Origin of the sequence: Hominibacterium faecale (assembly GCF_020734085.1) — a bacterium.
In the GTDB taxonomy this organism is placed as follows: Bacteria; Bacillota; Clostridia; order Peptostreptococcales; family Anaerovoracaceae; genus Hominibacterium; species Hominibacterium faecale.
Genome location: NZ_JAJAGH010000001.1, coordinates 483065 through 507651, shown reverse-complemented (window position 1 = coordinate 507651; position 24587 = coordinate 483065). Strand labels below are relative to the sequence as shown.

At 46.0% G+C, this 24587-nt stretch carries 19 protein-coding genes and 1 tRNA gene; 3 read left to right on the top strand and 17 right to left on the bottom strand.

Annotation, left to right across the window (positions count from 1 at the left end; translation table 11 throughout):
• Positions 1 to 280 precede the first annotated feature (280 nt).
• Positions 281 to 838, top strand: a complete 558-nt coding sequence (locus LG211_RS02355; protein WP_227754670.1) for an aldehyde ferredoxin oxidoreductase N-terminal domain-containing protein — start codon at positions 281 to 283, stop codon at positions 836 to 838.
• A gap of 142 nt (positions 839 to 980) precedes the next feature.
• On the opposite strand, the gene LG211_RS02350 is transcribed toward LG211_RS02355, so the two are convergent.
• The 10 genes from LG211_RS02350 to LG211_RS02305 form a co-directional block, all read right to left on the bottom strand.
• Positions 981 to 2258, bottom strand: coding sequence for a MerR family transcriptional regulator (locus LG211_RS02350; protein ID WP_253021223.1), 1278 nt, complete (start codon positions 2256 to 2258; stop codon positions 981 to 983).
• A gap of 198 nt (positions 2259 to 2456) precedes the next feature.
• Positions 2457 to 5369: a molybdopterin-dependent oxidoreductase gene (locus tag LG211_RS02345; RefSeq protein ID WP_253021222.1), complete on the bottom strand. Its 2913-nt coding sequence runs from the start codon at positions 5367 to 5369 to the stop codon at positions 2457 to 2459.
• 407 nt (positions 5370 to 5776) lie between these two features.
• Positions 5777 to 6571 carry an aspartate/glutamate racemase family protein gene (locus tag LG211_RS02340; RefSeq protein ID WP_148397717.1) on the bottom strand — a complete coding sequence of 265 codons (795 nt, stop codon included), beginning with the start codon at positions 6569 to 6571 and terminating at the stop codon, positions 5777 to 5779.
• A gap of 189 nt (positions 6572 to 6760) precedes the next feature.
• Positions 6761 to 7861 carry an NAD/NADP octopine/nopaline dehydrogenase family protein gene (locus LG211_RS02335; protein ID WP_269476943.1) on the bottom strand — a complete coding sequence of 367 codons (1101 nt, stop codon included), beginning with the start codon at positions 7859 to 7861 and terminating at the stop codon, positions 6761 to 6763.
• 15 nt (positions 7862 to 7876) lie between these two features.
• A complete protein-coding gene (locus tag LG211_RS02330) occupies positions 7877 to 9022 on the bottom strand; it encodes a YkvI family membrane protein (RefSeq protein WP_148397715.1) in 1146 nt (381 codons plus the stop codon).
• A 547-nt stretch (positions 9023 to 9569) separates the two neighbouring features.
• Complete coding sequence (locus tag LG211_RS02325; RefSeq protein ID WP_269476942.1) at positions 9570 to 11009, bottom strand: L-serine ammonia-lyase, iron-sulfur-dependent, subunit alpha; 1440 nt, start codon at positions 11007 to 11009, stop codon at positions 9570 to 9572.
• Positions 11006 to 12151, bottom strand: coding sequence for a sigma-54 interaction domain-containing protein (locus tag LG211_RS02320; protein WP_227754680.1), 1146 nt, complete (start codon positions 12149 to 12151; stop codon positions 11006 to 11008). The genes LG211_RS02325 and LG211_RS02320 overlap by 4 nt, the downstream gene beginning before the upstream one ends.
• A 108-nt stretch (positions 12152 to 12259) precedes the next feature.
• A tRNA-Sec gene (locus tag LG211_RS02315) sits at positions 12260 to 12356 on the bottom strand.
• 124 nt (positions 12357 to 12480) lie between these two features.
• Positions 12481 to 13785: a glycine/betaine/sarcosine/D-proline family reductase selenoprotein B gene (locus tag LG211_RS02310; RefSeq protein WP_148397712.1), complete on the bottom strand. Its 1305-nt coding sequence runs from the start codon at positions 13783 to 13785 to the stop codon at positions 12481 to 12483.
• A gap of 19 nt (positions 13786 to 13804) precedes the next feature.
• Positions 13805 to 15082 (bottom strand): glycine/sarcosine/betaine reductase component B subunit, encoded by a 1278-nt coding sequence (locus LG211_RS02305; RefSeq protein ID WP_227754681.1) that lies wholly within the window; start codon positions 15080 to 15082, stop codon positions 13805 to 13807.
• Between the two features lie 321 nt (positions 15083 to 15403).
• Between LG211_RS02305 and LG211_RS02300 the strand changes: the two genes are divergently transcribed.
• Positions 15404 to 16774: a sigma-54 interaction domain-containing protein gene (locus LG211_RS02300; RefSeq protein WP_148397711.1), complete on the top strand. Its 1371-nt coding sequence runs from the start codon at positions 15404 to 15406 to the stop codon at positions 16772 to 16774.
• A gap of 264 nt (positions 16775 to 17038) precedes the next feature.
• On the top strand, positions 17039 to 18439 hold the full coding sequence (locus tag LG211_RS02295) for a citrate/2-methylcitrate synthase (RefSeq protein ID WP_265333421.1): 1401 nt from the start codon (positions 17039 to 17041) through the stop codon (positions 18437 to 18439).
• Between the two features lie 244 nt (positions 18440 to 18683).
• Here LG211_RS02295 and LG211_RS02290 read toward each other — a convergent pair whose 3' ends face one another.
• The 7 genes from LG211_RS02290 to LG211_RS02260 all read right to left on the bottom strand — a co-directional run bounded on the left by LG211_RS02290 (position 18684) and on the right by LG211_RS02260 (position 24587).
• Positions 18684 to 19766, bottom strand: coding sequence for a BMP family lipoprotein (locus LG211_RS02290; RefSeq protein WP_269476941.1), 1083 nt, complete (start codon positions 19764 to 19766; stop codon positions 18684 to 18686).
• A 10-nt stretch (positions 19767 to 19776) separates the two neighbouring features.
• Entirely contained in the window at positions 19777 to 20583 is an 807-nt protein-coding gene (locus LG211_RS02285) for a carbon-nitrogen hydrolase family protein (RefSeq protein WP_269476940.1), read from the bottom strand.
• Positions 20576 to 21217: an NUDIX hydrolase gene (locus LG211_RS02280; protein ID WP_148397708.1), complete on the bottom strand. Its 642-nt coding sequence runs from the start codon at positions 21215 to 21217 to the stop codon at positions 20576 to 20578. The genes LG211_RS02285 and LG211_RS02280 overlap by 8 nt, the downstream gene beginning before the upstream one ends.
• Entirely contained in the window at positions 21198 to 22097 is a 900-nt protein-coding gene (locus tag LG211_RS02275) for a DMT family transporter (RefSeq protein ID WP_148397707.1), read from the bottom strand. The genes LG211_RS02280 and LG211_RS02275 overlap by 20 nt, the downstream gene beginning before the upstream one ends.
• A gap of 135 nt (positions 22098 to 22232) precedes the next feature.
• The gene (locus LG211_RS02270; RefSeq protein WP_148397706.1) at positions 22233 to 22655 is read right to left on the bottom strand and encodes a hypothetical protein; all 423 of its coding nucleotides are present in this window, start codon (positions 22653 to 22655) and stop codon (positions 22233 to 22235) included.
• 117 nt (positions 22656 to 22772) lie between these two features.
• Positions 22773 to 23792: a molybdopterin-binding protein gene (locus LG211_RS02265; protein WP_227754684.1), complete on the bottom strand. Its 1020-nt coding sequence runs from the start codon at positions 23790 to 23792 to the stop codon at positions 22773 to 22775.
• A gap of 102 nt (positions 23793 to 23894) precedes the next feature.
• Positions 23895 to 24587 carry an ATP-binding cassette domain-containing protein gene (locus LG211_RS02260; RefSeq protein WP_269476939.1) on the bottom strand — a complete coding sequence of 231 codons (693 nt, stop codon included), beginning with the start codon at positions 24585 to 24587 and terminating at the stop codon, positions 23895 to 23897.

Sequence of the window (24587 nt, the reverse complement as noted above, 5' to 3'; positions counted from 1 at the left end):
ATACAGGTTTTTAATAGTTGTAACTTACGGGCCTAATAACGATCCTCTGTTGAAGTGTTTTGCATCGTTTCAGGCGATGCCATTAATATAGACTATCCAGTTCGCTATGTGTCAATTTAGAAAATTCGCTTTTTTTCCTAACATGCACCCATCAGCTGTGCGATGCGCAAATTTTCTTTATTTTTTCATATTGACACGAAGTCCTCTGTGCCTGCTATCATCATTTAAGAATTCATCTAAAGTTTGAATGTTTGTATAATACAAGGAGGCTTAAACGATTATGGAAAATAATAATCAGGCCATGCGATCTTTTGATGGATACGCTGGTAAAGAATTGATCGTCAATTTGACAAAAAAGATCATCAGCGCACGCTATATACGAAAAGAAGAGATGTATCGGTATCGATTTGATGGCCAGCTCTATCTCTATACATTATATAACGAGCTGAATATTGAAACAGGCCCTCCTGGAACAGACAGCGCTATTATGCTGGCACCCCTCCCTTCAAGAGACGCAGACAGCGAGACAGCCATCTGTTATCGCTCCTCTGATACCGGGGCCCTTAGGGGAATTAAATGTAAAAGCCCATTTGCCCTTAACATGAACCGGGCCGGCTTCAATTTTGTCACCATCTACGGAAAATCTTCAGCTCCAGTATATCTGAAAATTTCTTCTGGTGCCGGATCGCTTACAAATGCTGCCCATTTTCAAAGGTCAGAATATACTCTGATCCACCTCTTGCTTTCAGAAGAGGAAGTATCATCCGTCTTAAAAGAAAAGAATCTGCTGGGCATAGCTGTTCAGAAGGCGGATACAAATGTACGGCTGGCCGTTTGATGTCCAAACACCCCCTCTATTTTTGACCATGCACTCTAACCCGTATAGAACTAGGTGCCGCAAAACTGTCAAAAACAGAAACTGCCCCGGAGCAATCCTTGGGCAGTTTTGTTTCGCACGACCGTTTCTATTAATGGGCTCTTTATGCGGTGATTATGCTTTCCTTATTCGAGTCCACACCGACTTTCCCAAAATAAGCATAAAAGTAGAGGGCATCCCCTTTGGCATGGTAGTCAAACGAATATCCACTTCCTGGCTCCTGAGCTTTTCCCATCTTTTTATCATACAAGAATTCCAATCCGATCCCGCGAAGACGGTTTTTGAAGATCTCCAGGCAAAACAATCGAGAATCGCTCTTAGGGTAATTCTTTTGTATGTTGGCAAGCGTTTTGGCGGATTTCTGGTAATAGGTGTACGCACCGCCTATGTATGCTGTCTGTTTCAGCAGCGATCTAATTTTTTCAAAGGGATATATTGGCTCGTAAAAAATAAACTCACTGGAAGAATAATCATCCAGGAAAAAGTCAATGCTGTTTTCTCTCAGTGGCAGCTCAAAATTTTCGTCGCAGATATACAGGATGTTGTACTGATTATTCAATACACCCATTTTGTCTTTGACATAATCAATAACACTGAGGTGCTGGTCCGCAATAATGATTGTAGTGTCACTTTCAAACAACGTTGGATAGGAGCAGATCAAATCACCGGAAAAGCCTCCCGATGTAATAATCGTTTGTTTTCCCTGAGTTTTTTCATTAAGGTGCTTTTCGATATTTTCTTTTACTTGATAGTAGGATTTTGCCTCCAGGTTCAGATAGTCAGTCGAATACTCTGTCATAAGATTCAATATATTGCTCCACTCAACCTTAGCAAAACTGCTTTGGGCCCCACGAATGACGCCGTCTATGACTCTCAATTGATAGCCGCAGGCGGGACAGCCGATATTGGCCGACAAGATTTTATTGTTCTGGATTATGGTATTGTCAAATGACAAGGTTCTTTTACAGCGTGGACACGCCAGCAGGGGCAGACATTCGATGGGGACGCCTACACTGATATCTGCTGCTTTATCTGGGATTTTGATAATTTCTTTTCCAAGGTCCTGTACACATTTCTCAAGTTCTTTTATCTGAGTGTTCAGTTCTTTCTGCTTGGTATAAAATAGTTTGTTGTATTTTGTAATCGCATCAGCATTTAAGGTATATTGTATTAAACTACGTATATGAAAGATCTGGCTGATTTCTGGAAGTGAATAATGCATCTGTTTTAGTTTTTGTATCTCCTCCATAGCTTCTATACATTTCTGATCAAAATCATACTGGTTTCCCTTCATTTTAGGAGACAACAACCCTTGTTCCACATAATAGCGAATTCCATTTGTGCTTAAATTATACCTAGCCGCAAATTGCCCTGTCCTCATTCTCTACCTCACATTTGTTCTTTTATGCACAATATAATTTTTTTCAATATAGTTATTATATCATATTGAAAAAACAAGCCAAAAGATTTTCGTTTATTCTCAATCATTTTAACAAATTGAAAATAGCGAAAAATTTTGGCTTATTTAACCTTTTAACTCTTAATCTATGCGAAATGTCTTTTTTAATATGTATGCCGTCTATTCTACTACGATCGGCTCATAGGTTTCTGCTTTATCTTCCGGGAACATATCTTCAAACAAGTCTGTCTTGGGATTGTCCTTTATGTATTCCATCTCTTCATAGAAATCAGAACCCAGGAAGTATTTTTTTGGAGGCAGGATTTCTTCGCCCCTTGCCAGCTTATCCAAACCAGCTTTGATCTTTTCCGGATAGGCAGGCAGGTCAAAGATCCTTACGCCACAGGCATTATCGATGGCATTGATTACTGCCATATGGCCCGCTGACTGAAAGGCCTCTGATGCTCCGGAGGAACCAAACGGGTTAGTGTTTCTTGGTGTGCAGTGGTGGATCAGATTAAAATTGTCGGGAATATCCTTGATGGTTGGAACGCCTGCACCAGCAAGGCTCGTATGTTTTTTGACGTCATCATAGTTTTCCGTAAGTGCAAAACCAATGCAGTGCGAAAGCCCGCCATAAGCCTGACCATCGACAGCAGCTACATTTCCGATAACACCTACATCATCGATGCACCAATAACCGATACAAGTGGCCTTACCAGTTTTGGTATCAACTTCTACTTCTGCCATATGCAGGGCATAGGTGTAAGCTGGTACCGGATTTCCTTTTCCTGTATTTGGGTCCAGATACTTCAAAGTCCTGTCTTCCGGGTTCTGATACTGTGCTTCATACTTGAGTGGAATGCCTTCGACGACCATTTCATCGTAGTTCCTGTAACTTCCGTCTTCTTTTCTCATCCCATTCATCAGCTGCTCTGCTGCCATAGCTACTGCTTTGCTGTTCATATAGTGCTGTCTGGAAGAGGCGGTAGCACCAGAGTCCGGACAAATTTTGGAGTCATTCTGCACCAGCTTGATATCATCTGGAGTAACGCCCAGTGGTTTCAGAGCTTCCAGCGTAGTCATCAGCGCTCCGATATCTCCGCCCTGCCCCTGATCCTGCCATGTATCATATTTTGCAATCCTTCCGTCTGGCAGCAGTTCAAGGGCAACGGTGCATTGGTCAAAGATTCCTTCTGTTACATTGTATCCGCCCCATGCGATACCTACGCCTCTCTTCTTTTCAGGAGTAGATTCTTTGGCAGCTCTTTCTTTTACTTCCTCATAAATCGGTCTTAAGATATCCATCATCTTTTCCATCGGATATTCACGGAAAGGATACTGATTGATGTTAGTGTCTCCTGGTCTTGCGATGTTCTTATATCTGAATTCAAATGGATCCATACCGATTCTCTTAGCCATCATGTCCATCAGTGCTTCACTGCAGGTATATGCCTGTGGAGAGCCATAGCCTCTGTATGATGTCCCGTAATTGTGGTTGGTGCAGGCAACTCTGGTCAATCCTAGACAATTGGGTACATTGTACGGGAAAAACATGAATCTTGCCGGTCTGGTTATCAAGTCATCACCAAATTCGTTGTAAGATCCATGATCCAGGCCGCAATCCCATTCTGCCGCAAGGATTTTTCCATCGTTATCGCAGGCTAGTTTGCCGTTGCTGAAGGAAGGAGCCCGCTTACCTGACAGTGCCATAAACTCCTGATGAGTGATTGAAAGGGCTACTGGCATATCGTCACAGGCTAGACAGATGATCGCCGCCATGGCAAATGTCGCGGCGGATACACCCCAACCAAAGGTGGATCCTGTTGGATTCTGGATAACGCGAATTTTTTCTTCCGGCAATCCAGTGGCCTCAGCGATATCTCCGATGTGCGTATAGATCATCATTGCCTTGCAGTGAATGGTTAGAAGTCCATCATCACCCCAATAAGCTTGGATCGTATCGCCCTCGATATTCATATGTGGTTCTCTGGAGGAGTAAAAAGAGCCTTCGACTGTGTAAGGTGCTTCTTTAAACAGGCTTGGTGTATCATGTCCTGCGCCTTTAACGGTCGGCTGCTCTGACCAGAGGTTTGGATGGTCCTCATGGATCCGTTCTGCATCCGGCATAACAGCTTCCAGATAGGTCTTATATTCCGGCAACTGTTCCCAGTCAATGGTGACTTTTTTTACTGCATCCTGAGCATGAGCTTTGGTATCAGCCACTACAAAAGCAACTACATCACCATAGTTGTAAATCTTATCCTCTGCAATGATTGGGTGAGTTTGCCCAGTTGCCAGGGTTCTTGGAGAGAAAGTAAAGAACCCCACGCGATTTGGTCCTTTTACGTCTTCTGCGGTAACAACTTTGTATACACCCGGCATTCTCTCTGCTTCTTCTTTATGGATTGCTTTAATTCTAGCATGAAATGCCACTTTAGGCTGTACCAGTACTGCGTGCAGCGTATTCTCAGGCATCTTTAATTCAATATCATCGCCATAATCTGCAACACCGCACACCTTTGCCAACGCAGCTGGCCGTACCAGAGGTTTGCCGTAATATTCCTTGTCTTCCGGAAGCTTCACCATGATATCTTCCAATGCACAGTCGTTTCTCATCACTTTAGCAGCGTTCATTACTGCGTCTACGATCTGTTTGTACCCTGTACAGCGACAGATGTTTCTGTGTTTCTGAAACCAATCTCTGATCTCTTCCCTAGTTGGATCGAGATTTTGTCGCAGCAGCGCATAAGCGGATACGATAAACCCCGGAGTGCAGAACCCGCACTGGACCGCTCCGGCATGCATGAACGCTACTTGGATCGGATGCAAGTAATTGGGGGCTCCGATGCCTTCGATCGTAGTTACATGACTATACTCGTCCACATCTGAAATCTTCCTAACACAGGATCGGACTACTCTTCCATCCAAGATTACAGAACATGATCCACAGACACCCTCTCCACAGCCCACTTTTGTCCCTGTAAGTCCCAGCCGCCGTATTACAGATGCCAGCGTATCGCGTTCAGGATCGCAAATAAACATGCGATCGGCACCGTTAATATTCAGTATCATTTTCTTCAGCCTCATCATAATTTACCTCCGCCTTGATTTTTGGTTTAATAAATAAGCAATATATTTATGATTACTTTACACTGCACAGCTCACTATACGTCAATATCAATTATTAATCATTGTTGGGAAAATACACAGTAGACAGGACTTGATGTCTTTTCCCCCACCCCAAGTACATATACAGAAAATATGCTAAAACAAAAAGAGACCGTGTTCACACGATCTCAGGCAATTGTTTATAGTCTGGAATACGTTTCCCTCCCAGTAAATATGTAGTCGATATCGAACCGATAGCTATTTAAGAACCTTAGTTTTATGTATTTACTCATATTCTCGATACGATTTTAGTTATTCGTGGTACCGTAAGTCGAATTATTTATATTATAAATAGTTCTTCACCTTGCCTCACGTTACTGCGACAAGCCCTACAGAAATCCCCCGCAGCCCCTGTGGGCAACGGTATTGTATAAAAACTTTATCATGGTAACTGCGTCGAATACGGGCAAGTTGACGGCTGCCTGCACCGAGTCGATATACGGTGACATATCCGTGCATTCCAGCAGAACCGCTCCCATATCAGGATGCTCCTGCTGCATTGTGAGCGCAAGATTCACCAGTTCTTCCCTGATCTTGGCCGAATCCAGGTTGCCTACATTTTTATCGATTTTGTAGAATTCCGCTTCATTCTGCGCCCCCACTATGATACAGCGGTCGAAATCCTCCTTTGACACGCCGCAGGATTGAAAGAGACTATAAGTCAGATGAGGCGCGTCTGCGCATAACACGCCAATTTTCTGATGATCCTTCAGTCCTGACCGGATCCAGGGGACCTGGATCACGCCCGATAAGTAAACAGGAACATCCACCGCATTGGCCACCTGTTTTTGAAAATGTCCGAAATATCCGCAGTCTGCGCAGATGACCCTGCATCCGTCCCGCTCCAGCTTTCTGGCCGCTTCAACCAGATGGTCTGCAATCGCCTCTTCCCCACCGTGAACCATGGTTTGATTGGTTCCTGTCAATTCCATATATTTTACGGGAAAATCAAAGGTATAGGCGTTGCTCACGTGGCCGGGAGGGCATGGGAGCCAGGCCGGCACCACGATGATCCCCACCAGCTCGCCGGTGCAGGTACCGCCTTTGTTGGACCAATAATGCATATCTTCCCCGGGTTTTATGTAATTGTAGTGTCTAAAGATACCGTTTCCTGTCGCTTTCATTTAAAGTTTCTCCTTTCAGATCTGGGTACATGGTTTGGCACAGTGTGTTTAATATCGGAAAAATTTTATTGAAATATTTTATTTTTTACGCAAACTTATGGGTTTGTGGGGCCTGATATTGAGAAAAAACAGGGCTGCTGCATAAAAAGCGATTTGCTTCGTGCAGCAGCCTTAATCGTTGTCAGGTGATTATTTTGTGCCAGTCTCGCAGTAGGTCTTCATTTGTTCCTTTGTCAAGTCGGTCAGCCCCAAGTCTTCCAAGGTCACTCCCTTTTCCCACCAATCGATTTCGTGGAAAACAGAATAAAGATTGACAATGGAATCGATCGTCGGCGTGGGGACTCCCACCGCCTTTCCAATACAGGACCATGGGACAAGGCCGCAGGGAGCATCTTCAGTCAGATATCTGCTGAAAATGTCGTTGGGGCCCCCGATCGGCGTAAGTCCGATGTCTCCATGGGCGGCTCTGTACAAATCCTGCCATTCATATTCTTCTCCCCGCTCTTCAATATGTCTGATATTGGGGAAACAGTGGAATGGATTGATGTCATATCCCAAAGCTTTGGCGATAGCTTTTCTCTCCTGGTCCAGCCGCATATCGATCTTAGTCGCAGAAGGAGTGAACCCGTGCTCATACAAATAAAAGTCGTTGTTCTTATATTCGATAGGGCCTGCGTTGAGAATGCAGGGACCGCTGTGCAGCGCGGGATTTATCAAAGCCAGACCGCATTCCATCACATCGTGGAAGGTGCCGCAAATGTCGAACATGTCGTTAAGTTCAGGCATTAATTCAGCTTCAGCTGTAGTCGGCAGAAAGCCCAGTTCGATTTTATCCAGTTCCAGAATATTTACTTTGCCCGGTTCGACCAGCCTGGCATCGTACATCAGGTTGTTGGCGTCTACCAGCACAGGGCATGGGTCGCTGCCAATGATTTTTTTAATCTTAAGTGAAGCAAATGCTCCCGGAATGGAGACGATTACCTGATCAGAAGTAACCTTTCCTTTTAATAACTTGGCATAATCGGCATGGGCAAAGGCTGGCGTCAGGATTACGATGTACTTGACGTCTTTAATGGCTTCTTCGATATCATCGGTCACCATATTCATTTCAAAGATTCCCTCGATGACACCAATGGATGAAACCGTCTTTGTTTCAAACACCTTTGTCATGTTTTTTTTGAACCTGGGCATTTCATAAAGATTGACCAGGTAGCCTCTGTTTGTCAGATCCGCGGCCAGAGCGTGAGCTCCGTTTCCGCCGCCTAATACCGCTACAACTTTTTTGTTCATAGTTTAGCCTCCTAACTATTTTTCCGCCGTTTTCTTCTCTTCCTCATCGTGGGCCGGAAGGGGTTCTCCCGATTTCATTCCCCGAATCAATTTAATATCTCTCCAAATGATAAAGGCGAATTCAATAAATCCAACGTATCCGATCAATGGGTAGATATAGTTAATCAAACGTTCAAATGGCAGCTGTCCTCCGAAAAAGCCCAGTACTGCGATGATCAGGCAGATAACAGCAAATTTTACGGTCTTTTCCTTTGCCAGACGGGAGGATACGGACCACATGAGAGGAACGGCCGTGGTAAAGATGGCAAGAACGAGAATAATTGCGTAGACGACGCCGAATATAGGTGAAAGCTCCTGTGCCATGGTTAAGGCTGGTATGGACATTTCTCCTACAATATCGATCTGGGAACCTTCGGCCAGTACTAAGAATAAAGTGCCCACTGTGAATAAAACATTTCCTAAAACGGTTCCTGTGATGACTTCTGTCTTGTTCTGCGCCTTGGAGCCCATGGCTGACATGAAGGGCAGGCACATTACAATGTTCCACAATGCATACAGTACCCCTGACATGAACCAGCTGCTGGAAGCGAGCAGGACGTCGTGGGTATTTATGTAATTTTCCCAATTTGCAAGATCAATGCCTTTTGTGGCTAAAACGCCGATTGCCATGATCATGGTGACGATGATGATGGCCGGCCCGATGAAACCGATGGTGTCAATAACTCTTGCCAGTCCCAGCAATACCACTGCTGTTACAACAACGGCGAAGACCAGGCATCCCACCCAGTTGGGGGTTCCAAAAAGCTGATTAAGTGTTGAGCCGAATCCGGCGATCATAATTACCAGGGTGAGGAACATGAAAATTGGGATAAACCAGGATAAAAATGCTCCCACATATTTTCCGCATAAGTTCTTATAAGAGTTCAAACCTTGTTCATCCTTTGATTCATTGCCAAGGTTCATGATTGCTGCCGCTGTCCAGGCTCCGAGTAAACAGTTTACCACCATAACTCCGATACCTTTTGCCAGTCCATAATTTGTAAAATACTGCATAATTTCTTGTCCTGTGGCAAACCCCGCTCCGATGAGGAATGCACAGAATGCACCGGCAAGCTTAATTACCATGCTGATGCGAACTTCGCTTTTTCCGATTTTTAGCATAGCCTTTTCCTTTCTTTACTATCTCTCACATATAAAATAACGATTACATTAGTAATAACCGCAATTCATATGCCAACGGAGCAAAATAGAAGATATTTTCAGAAAATTGCCTTTCATCCCTGAAATTTAAGGGTTTTTACTGGTTCGGACTTTTGGGCATTTTTCACCAAACGCCTTGGATTTTCCTTATTCTTCTTTGCAGTTTTACAATAGTTGCAAGAATGCACCGCTTCCTTCAAGCAGGTGTTTGGAGATATAGTGGATAAGCCAAGGGCCCCTCGCTGGCCCAGTCTGCTTTGAGTCAAGCAGACGAGCTGCCGGGTTATAAAAATCTGATTCTTTTCATTTTTTGTATCAAAATTATAGCTTGGAGAGGGTTGCTGCTGCGGATTTTCGAGTGAAAGAGGCGCTTTTTTTGAGTTTTCACAGGTTTTGAGAAAATTGGCCTTTATAGGCGTTGAAAGCAGATACAAAAATTCAAAATTGCCGGTTTTTATACCAGATACCAGGATTTACTCCATCGCAGGCGAGCTGGCCGGCTGATCCCCTATCGGAGTTTGCTGCAATAGCAAACTCCGTAGTCGTTAATGGAATAAAGCTTTTCTCCGGTCCTGAGGATTGTCTGCGCCATTTCATCCAAGCTGACCAAGGTGTCCAGCCCGGCCATGGCGCTGTTAGCGCAGACAGCTGCCGTGGGAACGGCCGTCATATTGCGAATAAAGCACGGCACCTGCACATATCCGTCGATGGGATCACAGAGAAGCCCCAGCAAGCTCTGTGCACCTAAGACAGCAGCTCTCTCAATAGTCCTGACATCATCGGTCATGAGAGATGCCAGCGCCCCGGCAGCCATGGACACGGCGATACCGATTTCCGCCTGGCAGCCCAGATCGCCGGAATAATGGGTAGGGTAATAAAAGGTACCGATCAAACCGGCTGTCAGCAACGCTTTTCGTTCATCCGCCGCAGACAGTCCCAACGCCATTGCCGAATTTCGGATGGCGGGAACGATAATGCCGGAAGAACCGCCCGTAGGCATGCACACAATCGTTCCATGGGCATTGCTGTATTCCATAATCGCCAGAGCTTCCGGTGCAGCCGCCGATGCCATTCCCAGGGGGATTGCTCTGCCGCTGGTGTAAAAATCAGCTGCTTTTAAAGCCTTTGGCGTAGTAACGCCTTCAAAGCCCGCGACTCGATAGCCCTTTTCAATCGCATCGATGGTCAAGTCATATACCTTTTGGCAAAGGTTCCATACGGCTTCACCCGGCAATCCGCATATGGAAGTTTCGTAATCGATGGCCGCCTGCCAAAGACTGATTCCCTTTTTCTCAACATAGGCCAGCATACCCGCCGCCGACTCAAACGGCGGCCGGGAATTTTCCACAGGAAGGATTTCATAGACCGGATTTGTAATGCTGTACCAATTCACACGAGGGTCCTGTTCCACTTCATCGATCAAAGACTGATCGAAGGGTCGGGTGGATGGGCGGCAGGTTATGCCTTGATCGTTTGTTTCAACAATCAGGTAATAACGCTTGCCGTCAATGGCAACAGCCGCGCCGTTAATTCTATCTATAAAGATTTCGCCGCCGCCCAAGGAGGCCGCAGAAATGCACAATCTGCGCCGGGAATTTTCAATGGTTATGATACTGAGTTCTGTTGGAATTGAGGAAACGGAATCATTGAACTCCACTTCAACCGTCATCCCCTCCTTTTGGGCGTCATCGTAGGCCCGGTTAAATTGATAGCTGTGCAAATCCTTTCCTAAGATGCCGCCGATGAATGCCTTGTCGCTGTGCATCCCATAAAAAGTCTGGCTGTAACCGCCCTTTTCTGCCATTTCAATTTTCATGCCCGCGGGCGTTCCGCCCAGCAGCTGGCGCAGAAGTTTTCCAATGCGAAACGGCCCGCAAGTATTGGAACTTGATGGGCCGGGGGTAACGGGAGACAAGACGTCATTAAAAATGCTCGGATATGCTTTCATCGCCTGATACCTAACCTTTTCAGTTTTCTCGTTAACGTAGATTTATCGATGCCCAGTGTCTTGGCCAGCTCCGCAGTCGTTTTGCATGTACCCATTCTTGCCTCAATGATCCGCTTTTCATATGCGTTCATTTCTTCTTTTAAGGTCATTTTCAGAGAGGATTGAAACTGCTCCTCAATCTGTAAATTGGAAAAAAGATCGGTTAAATCTCCTTTTTCAATCTGTTCCTTCTGGTTAACAATCGATAAACGTTCAATCATGTTCTCCAGCTCGCGGACATTTCCGGGCCATTTATATTTTTCCAGCTCCTTCCATGCCTCATCGCTCAGGTATTTGTTCTGTTTATAGCGCTGGTTGCATCGTTCCAGAAAATACTCCCCCAGCGCCCGGATATCCTCTTTGCGGCTTCGCAAAGGAGCAACCGTGATCGGTACGATATTCAGCCGGTAATACAAATCTTCCCTGAAGGTTCCAGCTTCCACTGCCTGCAGCAGATCCGTATTGGTGGCTACGATGATCCTGGCCTTCACCGGCAGGTAATCCGTTCCGCCGATTCGCATCACTTCCTTCTCCTGCACCACCCTTAAAAATTTCACCTGCAGGGACATGGGCAGAGAATTGATTTCATCCAAAAAGACCGTTCCCTCGCCGGCCGTTTCAAACAAACCAGCTTTTCCCGTATCCAGGGCTCCTGTAAAAGAACCGGCTTCGTATCCGAACAATTCGGATTCCAGCAGTTTTTCAGGAATGGCCGCGCAGTTGATATCGACAAAAGCCTTGTCCTTTCGGTCGCTGTTCATATGAAGCAGCTTGGCGACAAAGCCTTTTCCGGTCCCGGTTTCCCCCTGGACAAGAACCGTCGTATCCGTAGGCGCCACGGCTTCGATCAGCTCAATGGTTTTGCGCATGGTGCTGCTTTTGAAAATAAAGTCCGAGTCTTTATAGTTCAACTCATTTTCCGATTTGCCTTTGTACGCTTGATGATATTTGAAAATTTCCACAGGTTGGTTTTTGCTGAAGTCCTTCAGCTCATCCAAGCTTGCTGCAACGGCGATCGCGTTCTTTTCTTGATTATAAACAACGAATTTTTTATCCATCTCATCGATGAGAGAAATAAATTCTTTCCTGTCAATCTTCTCCATTCTTTTCACCTGATTCGCCCATAAAATACAATATGTGCCCTATAACGGAGCACATATTTCTCAATCGCATATCAACCTCATCAGCAAGCAATCGCTTCGCATAAGTTTTGGCGGGAGTATGTGGGAATCGAACCCACCCAAGAAGCTGCTAACTCCTCAAACTGGTTTTGAAGACCAGAGGGCACACCAGCACCCATCTACCCCCATAAATCGCTTCCATATTAACATAAAAAATAGTTTTTTTCTATATTTTGCGACAAAATTATTGAAAATGTGTTCCTGGTTAAAACATACGGAGAGGCTCTCGCCCCTCCGTATGTCCTTAAATGCTACATGTCTTTTCCGAAAATCGTTTGTTCGGTCACTGGGACAGCTGTCGTTTTGATCGCCTTTTCGCAAAGCTGAACTCTGGCTTCCAGTTCTTCTTCTTTGGAAAGGTTTGGATAACCAGCAGGATGCGGAATCGCTACAGCAGCATAGATCCGGTTTGCTCCTACTGAATATGAAATTGGACAAATCGTGCAAAGATGTACGATCGGGATACCCGCATCGTCGATCTGCTTAACTAACGTTGCACCGCAACGTGTGTCAGTTCCTCAGGTGGAGGTGAGCAGCGCTGCCTGAACACCGGCATCCTTCAGATGCTGAGCCATTTCTTTGCCATATCTTGTGGCTTTAGCTACGTCCATGCAGTTGCCCACTGTAACCAGCATTTTGTCGTATAATTCACCGATAACGCCTCTTTTTTCCAACTCTTTAAAAGCGTCATAGGGCAGAATTCTAGTTCCCCAGTCATTGCCGTATACCGGGTCATATCCGCCGTGAGCGACTTCGCCCTTAAAGTTTTCTGCGCTGCCGCCGAAATCTTCAATGGAGTACGCGCACCATTTGGATGCGGATAAAGCTTCCAGGTGATCCGGGTTGCCGACAGGGACCATGCCGCCCGATGTGAGGATGGCAACTTTGGCCTTGGAAAGATCCGCAACAGGGGCGCTGGGAACGATATGATCGAATTTGGGCATTTCAACCTCTGTAGTGTAGGGCTGTCCCAAAGCTTTGGCTACTGCCATATCGACGGCTCTTTCGGCTCCGCTCTTATCTCTCCAGCACGGTCTTCTGATGCCTCTTGGGAAATATCCCTCTTCATCGGGAAGGCCGATTTCTTTTCCTTCGGCGATTTTGTTGGCAAAGGCCGAAATCTTTGTCAAGGCGTCCTTCATATCCTTGGCTTTTGTTCCGGTTGGGAAGATATATCCGTATTTTTTGTAGAGTTCTAAACCTGGATTTTCTTCGTTGAGGGCGGAAATAGCGATGATCTCTTTTTCAAAAGCGATCTTGCATACGCCGCCGCATGCCATACCGTAACGGCCGGCGTTGAATCCCGGACCTGCGAACACGATGTCGATTTCTTTTTCGTCTAAAATTTTAGCCAGCTCTTCTTCAACCTTTTCCGTATTTTCTACAAAATAGTTGTCTCCGCAGACGACTGTGTTAACGATTTCAATATCCTTTAACATGTTCTGCAGAACGTTTCCCGGTCCAACTGTACCTTCTCTTAATTCGAGAGGGGCGTAAGCGGAATCTTCACCGCCAAGCTGGCCGAAAAACTGATTGATGTAATGTAACGCTCTCATTTTCAATTTTCCTCCTTCTTTAGTACGGCTCTGTGCAGTAATATCCGTTTGCGGAATTGCTTGCTGATCCCATAATTACCAGAATACCGACTTTGATCTTTCCGTCGCCGACTTCACAGTCATCGGGTGAGCCGGAAAGCAGATGCAGCTGTTCTCTGTAGCCGATGTTCTTTTCCATTTCAGGCAGCTCGATGATGCAGTTGTCGTTGCCGGTTGTAATGACAGCCGTGGCTTTTGGAGAAGTGTTTGCCATCGGCTCTGAAGTTCCGTCAGGACCAGGATTGTCGTGGAGCACGATAACGCTGGCCATATCCCGTTCTTCCGCTCTTTCGCAGATGAGCATCAGGTCAGCTTCCGGATTTCCGCCGCCTTCCTGGCTGATAATGATGCTGTCCGCCAGGCATGTCTGAGCCAGATTTACCGTTACCATAGCGTTTCTTTCTTTTTCAGCCAAAATGGTACTGATTGGGGATGCGATCAAGCCGCAGAAATCCAAATCAACGCCGTGCCTCTTGTACAGCTCTTCGATGATGGCGTGATTCTGAATGTCATAGGTCGTATTTTTGTCGCTTGCCGTTACGCAGTTGCCGGAAACGATGGCGCCGTCAAAGACTTCGTTGGGATGCAGCAGCTGTGCGTTGAGCTGAATGGCGTTGAGACCGTAAACATAGTTATCATGCAGCAGGCCCTGGGCCATAATCAGAAACGCATATGCCACCTTTGGCAGTTTTTTCGCCGGGTCCACCGGATCTCTTCTGTAAGTCTTTACCTCGTCTGCTTCCACATCCAGGCCCGCCTTTGCTAAGTACAGGGACGCTTTCAGTCCCAGCATACGGATCTCGGTTTCGTGTTCCGCCGGTGTAATGCCGTCGATCGGATCAGCCACAACAACCACATTGATCAGTTCTGAAAATCTGCAGTATTTTGTTGCCGGACCCGACATATCGATGATTCCTTCCTGGAAACCGATAATCTTGCCGCATGTAGTTACACAGCAGCCTCTCAATACTTTTGTTGTTCCCTCCCCGCAGGATGTATAGCCGTCTAATACGCCGGGGAAAGCCCTTTCGGTTTCCACCTTCACTCTTGGCTCTATTACATCTTTCACAGGAATTATTCTTGTTGATTCACCTGGTTTTGCAATGTCAACATCGATGTTTATCAATCTGTCTGTCTTTATCGTATCGATAAGCTCATCCTTGTTAACCGTTAACACCCCGTTTTCGATGAACGTTTTTTCACCGAAAACGACATCTTTGATATGGATGTATTCCAGGTTTAAGCTCATGTCCTTCATTGGATTCCAACCTCCTATATTATTGTTTGCCTATAATATAAGCATTTCGCATGCCAACTGCGCTCTTATTGACAGAAAAAATATTAACCAGCCCTGACGCCATCTATTTTCAATGGTTTCGTCGGATACTTTATTTTTTTCATTCTTTTTCCAAGAGCGACAATAGGCATAAATTCTTTCTCGATTGTTGCCGCTTTACAACCAATGCAAAAATGCACCACTTTTCTTTTTATATTGATTATATCTATAACGTTATATTATAATTATATAAATTATCAATGTATATAACTAACGTTTATCCACGAAAACGAGGAGAATACTATGAACACGTTCAACGAAGAAGAATTTCAGGGGTTGTTAAATTGCATACAGGACGGCGTCTTTATAACGGATGGGATCGGAACCGTAGTCGCATGCAACGATGCTTCTTTAAGTTTTTGCTATTCTAAAAGAGAGGACCTCATTGGAAAAAATATGCGGGATTTGGTCGAAGAAGGGTTCTTTGACGATTCCGTTGCTTTAAAAGTCATCGAGCGGAACTCTACGGTAACCGAAATGCAGAAAAGTTTGACGGACAAGCTGGATCTGCTGGTAACTGGCACGCCATTCTATAAAGACGGGAAAATCTCTTATGTTGTAATCACGGAAAGAGACGTTACGGAATTGGGCAAACTGGAACGCAAGCTGAATCAATTGAAGGAAATAACGGAGAAAGATCTATATTACCAGGCGAGTATGCCCAACATTAAGTCCGAGCTGGTGTTTGAAAGCCCTGTTATGCTGGATTTAATCAGTATGGTCGCGCGAATTTCCGCCAGCGATGCCACGGTCCTCATTCAAGGTGAATCCGGTACAGGCAAAAGCTTGATCGCAAAATTCATTTATCAGAACAGCTTGCGAAAGGATAAACCCTTTGTAGAACTGAACTGCGGCGCAATTCCTGAAAATCTCCTGGAATCGGAACTCTTTGGATATGAAAAGGGCGCTTTTACCGGCGCCAACAATAAAGGCAAGATCGGCTTGTTTGAAATCGCCAACGGCGGCACTATTTTCTTGGATGAAATCAGCACCATACCGCCCCACCTTCAAGTAAAAATCCTTCGCGTATTGCAGGAAAAGGAAATTATGCGGGTTGGCGGCACCAAGTATATTCCCATTGATATCCGCATCATATCTGCTACCAATTCCAACTTGGAGGATCTGGTAAAGAGCGGTGAATTTCGAAAGGATTTGTTTTACAGGCTGAACGTATGCTCCTTTACTATGCCCTCATTAAAAGATCGCAAAGAGGACATTGCCCCTTTGTGCGAATTTTTTCTGGAGAAATTCAACGCAAAATACAGATGCAACAAAATTTTATCTTCCTCAGCGAAAAAAATACTCCACTGCTATAATTGGCCGGGAAACATCCGAGAATTGGAAAACATCATGGAGCGGATCGTGATCATTAATAATGCCGATATTATATCCGGAGAAAGCATTTCCACCCTTTTCCCAATGTCCAATCTGGAGTCGGCCAATCATAATAATCCGACGGTTATTGACCTGAAGTCGGAAATGGACAATTTTGAAAAAAACATTATTTTATCAAAAATGAAGTATTGCAAAACCATTACCGATCTGGCCGTCAGCTTATCCATCGATAAATCAACAGCCACGAGAAAGCTTCAGAAGCATAAAATTAAATTGTAAGGCCGCCGGCGGGGAATCGCAATTATTTGCAATTCTTCCTCCTTTCTATGAGGGAGTGGAGCACCACCGCCGCTCCGGCCGCTGTCAACAGAATTCCAAAGATGCGGAATGGCAGATTCAGCGTAATAAGGACTTTTTGGTTGTCATGGGGATGTTTGGAATGAGGAATAATATTTACGTTTTATCTTCCAATTACTCCTTTTACATGATATAATATTATTCTTATATGTGACTAATTTGCACATAGGAAAGGAGTTATTCGAATTGTTAGAAAGAATGAAAAAGAAACGTGAAGCTAGGCTTTCTGCTAGCAATGATCCTTCCAATTTTATTCATAAAATGGCCCGGGAACTCGAGGAAAAAGACTCGATTGACAGCGAGCTTTTCATCAAGCACAACGTAAAGCGCGGACTGCGTAATTCCAACGGTACTGGTGTAGTCGTAGGCCTTACCAGAATCGGAGAAGTCCTGGGATATTCCGTCAATGAAAATAAAGAAAAGGTCCCAATGGAAGGAAAGCTCTATTACAGAGGCTACAGTATCGAAGAGTTGGTGCAAAGCTGCATCGAGGAAGGCCGTTTTGGTTTTGAAGAAGTTACATATTTGCTTATATTCGGACAGCTTCCTACTCAGAAACAATTAAATGATTTCAACGCCCTTTTAGGCGAAAAACGAGAGCTTCCCGTGGGATTTGCCAGGGATATGATTTTAACCGCACCTTCCAGGAGCATCATGAACAAGCTGGCCCGGAGCGTGCTGGCGCTATATTGCTACGATGACAACCCGGACGACACTTCCATTGAAAACGTTCTGCGCCAGTCCATAGACCTGATCGGATACTTCCCCACGTTGATTGCTTATGCCTATCAGGCCAAGTCATCAACCTTTGATAATAAGAGCCTGCATCTTCACTATCCAATTCCGGAGCTGAGCACAGCGGAAAATATTCTTCGCATGATCCGTCCTACGGGACAGTACACCGATTTGGAAGCAAAGCTTTTGGATATCGCGATGATTCTCCATGCGGAGCACGGCGGCGGAAACAATTCTTCTTTTACGACCCATTTGATTTCCTCCTCCGGCACAGACACCTATGCCACCATTTCCGCGGCAGTCAGCTCTCTCAAAGGGCCGAGGCACGGCGGCGCCAATATTGCCGTAATCAATATGATCAATGACCTGAAACGCAATGTGAAAGATATTACCAACCACAAACAGGTGGAAGATTATCTGGTCAAGATTCTGAAAAAGCAGGCCAACGATAAGAGCGGCCTTGTATACGGTGTGGGCCATGCGATCTACACGCTTTCCGATCCCAGAGCCAAAGTTCTGAAAGGTATGGCCAAACAGCTGGCTGTAAGTAAGGACTTGGTGGACGATTTTATGCTCTGCGATTTTATTGAGAAAAAAGTACCGGAACTGTATGCGGAAATAAACGGGGTTGAAAAACCGATGCCGGCCAATGTGGATTTGTATTCCGGGTTCGTTTACAGCGCCCTGGATATCCCCACCGATATCGCGACCCCGCTCTTTGCCACCGCCAGGCTTTCCGGCTGGTGCGCCCACAGACTGGAAGAACTCATCGCCGGCAAAAAGCTGATGCGCCCGGCATACAACTGCGTGCAGGAGCACCTGACTTACAAGCCGATCAAAGACAGAAAATAACGGATTTAAATTTGAAAAGTGTCAGGCTTCGCCTCATAAGGATGACGATCCTGAGAGAAAGCGGCCATTGAAAAGGCGGCTACTATCTCAATCCCTGCGCAAACCATCCACTATTGACAGTTTTCGGCCTCTGATACGGCCGCAGCAACGGCATAGATTTTCGGTTCCTTCTCGTTTCAACGCTTTGCGAAATTTGTATGAAAAAGGGACTGTTCGCATTGGACAGCCCCTTCTCTCATCCATATCATTTTTCTATCTTCACGTTGACCCGATCGGTGGCTAAAGCTCCGGCATCCTTGATATCTTCCCGCTTAACGGTAACCGCTCCGTCCGCCAGCTTTTTATACAGCTGATCATAGTCATCGCTGCTGAACTTGTTCATTGTAGATGGGTTCATCGCCAGACCGACTCCCTGTGTTTTGGCATCTAAGACAATCACCTGGCCTCCGGCAAATTCATTATCTTCGTAATACTCCCACAGAATATCGCTGATCGCCGGGCGAATATTTTTTACAGCAGAAAAAATAACCGTCTTTGAATCCTTGCTCTGATCCAAATCCACACCGATCACCCGGCCATGCTTTTCTTCTGCAGCCTTCATAATGGAGCGCCCGGCAGCGCCCGCGCCGGCAAAGATCACCTCAGTACCCTTCTCATACCAAGCGGCCGCCTGGCTTTGTACTGCCTCATCCTCGTTAAAAGTACCAGTATAACCATAGCGGACTTGAATTCCTGCAAGGCTGCTTTCCTTTGCCGCATCATCCGCACCCTGGATAAAACCATACCCAAATCGCTGAACCGGAGGCTCTTCCTTCCCTCCTAGAAATCCCAATTTCTTATATCCCTCTTTTACTGCGGCATATCCGGCCAGATACCCGGCCTGCTCCTCTGCAAAGGTAATGGCTGTCGTATTTTTGCGGACCTCCGCATCATTTCCTTCCCCATCCTGAGGACGGCCGTCGATCAGTGCAAAGGAAACCTGCGGATATTCGGATTGAGCCTGATCGATGGTATTGCCAAAGGCCGAACCCGCGGCAATAATGATCTTTGCGCCTCCATCCACCGCATCCTTCACAGCCCGCAGATAGCCGTCTGTCGTATCCTCAGTAGTCAAATATGCTTTATAGGAAACTGGCTTTTCTTCCACAAAATCTTCAATTCCGTCCCATACGGCCTGATTGAAGGCTCCATCCTGAATGCTGTTTGTATCGGTCACCATAGCGATCTCGTAGGTCACCGGCTTTTCTTCCGCCTTCTTGCCGCAGCCCGCAAGTCCGGCAACCATCAAAGCCGCTATCAAAACAGCCCATACTTTTTTTGTTTTCATCCAAATCCCCCTATTTATAGATCTCTTCCCTCCGATGTTTCAGCAGAGGCAGCTGCTGCCGAATGGCTTCTACATAATCCAAATCAATATCGCCATACACGATCGTCTCTTTTTCATCCGCCTTGGCCAAGAACTCACCCCACGGCGTGGCAATGCAGGAGCTGCCGTAAGCTTGATAAACGCCTTCCATGTCTCTGGCCGGGGATGCTGCAGCAAAATACACCTGATTATCCAGCGCTCTGGCCCGCATGGTCAAATCCCAGTGGGCCGGTCCTGTGGTCAGGTTAAAGGCGGCGGGAAGCACGATCAATTTTGCCCCCATAAGCGCCATTTTCCTGGATAATTCCGGAAATCGCACATCGTAGCAGATGGCTACACCGATCTTGCAGTATTCCGTATCGATGACCGTACACTGGTCGCCTGGGCTCAAGGTATCGGATTCCATAAAACGAATGCCATCCTTGACATCAATATCGAACAAGTGTACCTTCCTGTGCTTTCCGATCAAATTGCCCTGCCGGTCAAAGCTGAAGGATGTATTATATACTTTATTGTCATCCAATTCGGAAATAGAACCTCCGATCAGATAAAGATCGTTTTCTTTTGCCAAGTGGGAAAGAAAGTTTACCGACGGGCCGTCTTCCGGTTCTGCGTAATCCCGGAAATAATCGTTAGAATAGGGACAGTTCCACATTTCCGGCAGCACCGCCATCTGAGCGCCTTTCTCAGCCGCCTCAGCCACCATAGCTCTGGCCTTCTCTTTGCTTTCCTCTTTATCCATAGAGCCCATCATCTGACATAATGCGATTTTAAACATTTTCTGCCTCCTGACTTTTCAGAACTTCTATAAAACTTCTTGTTATCCTGCCTGTAAGCCCCCATATGACCCTGTTCTCAAACTCGTAAATGGGTACTTCCGTATCGCCTTTCCGCCAATGATAGCCTTTGGAAAATTTAATCTTTTCATAAGGAAAATCATCCCCTACCACCGGTTCTACCTTCATTTTGTAAACAATCGGCTCATGCTCCAGAAAATAGCGGAGCGGGACCAGAAAGATTTCCTTGACTTCTTCCGGGTTCAGCGCCGGTTCAGACAGACTTTCTTCTTTTATAGTACCTAAAAAAGAGAACATTGTAAAGTTGCTGTAGGTATAAAGTGTATCCAGCTGGCCGATCACCTGAATATCATCCCCGCAAACACCCAGCTCTTCCACCGTCTCCCTTACTGCGCAGGTTTGGAAGGATTCGCCCGCCTCCACCTGTCCTCCGGGAAAACAAACCTCTCCCGGCTGCCGCTTCATATGTTCGGCTCTCACCTCGTATAAAAGACAAAGCTCCCCGTCCTTTTGGACCAGGGGCACCAGCACGGAAAAAAAATTATGCTTTCCGATGGCCCGGGGAGTTCGATTGTTCATAATATCTTCAATTTTTTCAAGGGTGATGGTCTTCATTTAACTGCGCCTCTTTTCGCTTTCCTCTTATATTCAGATAGGATGCCGCCAAGATTAAAGCAATTCCTATGTATGTGTTCCAGAGAATGGATTCTCCCAAAACGATCACGGCCATGACCGGTGCAATGGCGGGTTTGAGGAAAAATGCAATGGAACCGGTCGTTGCATCTGACAGCTTGATTGCCATGAAATAGCAGTAATAGCCCAGGCCTGTGACAAAGATGCTGATATAGGCCACCACCAGCCAGTTATCCACAATTCCTGAAGTAATGGGCCGGCCCATAAAGAGCATAACCACCAGCAAAACCAGGGAACCCAAAATAAAGCTGATGCTGGTCTGAGCCATAATGCCCATTTTCTGCACGCTGATCTTGCCGGCCACGGTGTAAAGTCCGAAAAAGAGAGCAGCAAGCAGCATGAGGATTACGCCCAAAACCGTATTTCCCTCCTGCATGTGCCAAGGCTTCACCATGAATATGATGCCCAAAAGCCCGATCAAAAGTACAATTACATTATTTTTTGTAAGTTTTTCTTCTGTCATAAAGTGAGCAAAGATCATGGTGAAAAGAGGGTTGATGGAAATCAGAACCGATGCGGTGGACGCATTGGAATGCATGACGCCCATCTGGAAGAAGAGCATGCTCAATGGAATGCCAAGAACGCCCACATATAAAAGATAGGCAAAATCTTTCAATTCCAGCTTTACATGATTCCGCTTTATTTCCGCGATGGCGAAGGGCAGCAGCAAAAGGCCGCCGATCATGAAGCGGAGAAAGGTCAGCTGAAACGAATCCATTTCGCTGCCGGCCAGCTTGAGGGCCACTTCCATGGTCCCGAACAAAAACGCGGTTAAAACAACAAAAAAATAAACCTTCTTCATTTTTTTCTCCAAACTCTTTATGTCATTGAAAACGGCGGTGATAAAACACCGCCGTTTTTTGCTATGTACAGGTTAAACCTTCCGCTCTCCCAGCCTGGCTGGGATCTGCGGCATCAAGATTGCCCGCGGGCTGAACTAGTTCAAAATCTCACAGTCTGTAAAGTCAACTCCGATCATTTCTTCTTTTTCGGCGCTCAGGCTGGCTACGAACTCAATATCGTAGTTCTTGGAAATCTTTTTAATTCTGTCAATAAACTCAGGGAGATCGCCCAATGTGACGTCCGCATGCTTTAAAATACTGTCGATGAACATGGTCTCGATATCGTGATCGGAACTGATAATTCCGTAAATAAATCCGATGTATTCATCGCTGTTGGTAATGTATTCAAAATCTTCCATGCAGATCACCCGAATTCTGTGACTGAGATCATAGGTTAATCTGTGATTTTTATTTATAAAAATGACACTGCCGTTACTTTCTTCAACTTTGTCATTTGCTAAGTCGATCATCTGTTTTGTTTTGCCGCTTCCCTTATGTCCAATTAATAATTTCACCATAGCAAAGCCCTCCCTTTTCTGTACTTCGTGATTGTTTATGTTGAAATATATTATACACTACCCGGCCATTTGGGGCAACAGCAATTCTTAATTTATTTCTGCTGCAGGCTGCTGCTGTTAAGCTTTTCCGTATCCGCAGTTGGGGTAAGTACATTCCTTACAGTTGAGGCAAAGTCCCCCGTGACCCAGCTTTTTAATATCTCTTCTGGTGATCACTTCTCCCGCCAGCAGCCTGGGAACGATCAGGTCGAAGACACTGGTACGGCTGTACATCACGCATCCGGGGAGTCCCACTACTGGGATATCATCGATATAAGAGAGCATGAACATGGCCCCCGGCAGCACCGGAGCCCCATAGGTAACGATATAACCGCCGGCTTTCTTAATGCCGGAAGGAGTCCGGTCGTCCGGATCAACCGACATGCCGCCTGTAACTCCGATCATATCCACGCCCATGTCGATGAGCTGGCGGATGCAGTCCGCGATCATTTCCTCGTCATCATCGGCGAAAAGCTGTTTGACCACCGTGCTCCCCAGGTCGCCGAATTTTTTTACCAGCACAGGTCCGAACGCATCTTTGATTTTTCCGCTATAGACTTCGCTGCCTGTTGTAACGACGCCGATTTTCAGATTGCGCAGCGGCTCGATCTGAATCAGCGTTCCCCGTTCCAGAACACCTTCCGCCTGTTTGACCACCGCTTCATCGACAAAGAGAGGGATGACTCTGGTACCCGCCAGCTTCTGCCCAGGTTCTACGACGATGTTTTCGTGGATGCTGGCGAACATGATCTCATCCTGATCGATGAGGTCGATCAAAAGCTCGCCGTCCACTTTCAGCAGACCGCGCTCTTTAGCGATCAGTTCAATTTTTCCTTCGCTGGGCTCTGTCAGCCGGATTCCCGGACCTGCAGCTTTTTTCGCAATCCGCAGGGCAGCTTCATTTTCATGAACATCCGTATCGTCTTTTTCCACCACATAAAGATGCTTTTTGCCCATGGACAGGAGCACGTCGATGTCTTCTTCTTTAATTACATGTCCTTTTTTAAATTTGGGTCCCTTGTACTCGCCCGGTATGATCTGGGTAAGATCGTGGGCAAGGACGGTTCCGACCGCCTTTTCTACTTCAATTTCCTTCATTTTGTGTAAACCTCTTCTTTAATAATAATTTGCAGAATTCCGAGCCTTGCCGGGCCCGGACATAAATAACATTTTTTCAATTACACAGCGCCAAAGATCGGATCAGCAGCACTTTTCCGGCTCTTTTTCATCGCCGGCCTGCCGCATAAGACGCCCTCCCTTCATGAAAATCCGATGGTCGGCGAACAGCTCGCTCTCCCGGGGATCGTGGGTGATGAGGATCGTAGGGATTCCCAAATTTTCCTTAAAGGCCGCGAACTCTTCGTAAACCACTTCCTTGGTTTTCACATCGAGAGCGGAAAAGGGCTCGTCCAGGAGCAGCAGTCTAGGCTGGGTGACGATGGCCCTGGCCAGGGCCACCCGCTGTTTCTCCCCGCCGGAAATATTGGCCGGATAACGCTTTTTCAAATGGGTGATCTGGAAGGTTTCCATGATATAATCGGCATAATCGAGTAATTCTTTCCGTTTGCTTTTATCCCGATATTCTTTCTTGTTTTTAATGCCGTAAATCACGTTTTTTTCCACGGTCATATTGGGAAAAAGGGCGTAATTCTGGAACAAGTAGCCGATTTTCCGATCTTTCACCGGCACATTGACCTTGTCGTCGAAAACCAAAGTATCCTCAATCAACACCTTGCCCTCATCGGGTTCTTTGAGGCCGGAAATGCAATTGAGCACCGTGGTCTTTCCCGCCCCCGATTCACCCTGGATCACCAGAACTCCCCGGTCAAAGGAATATTCCACATCCACGGAAAAACGGTCCAACTTTTTTTTCACTTTAAAATATGTACACAT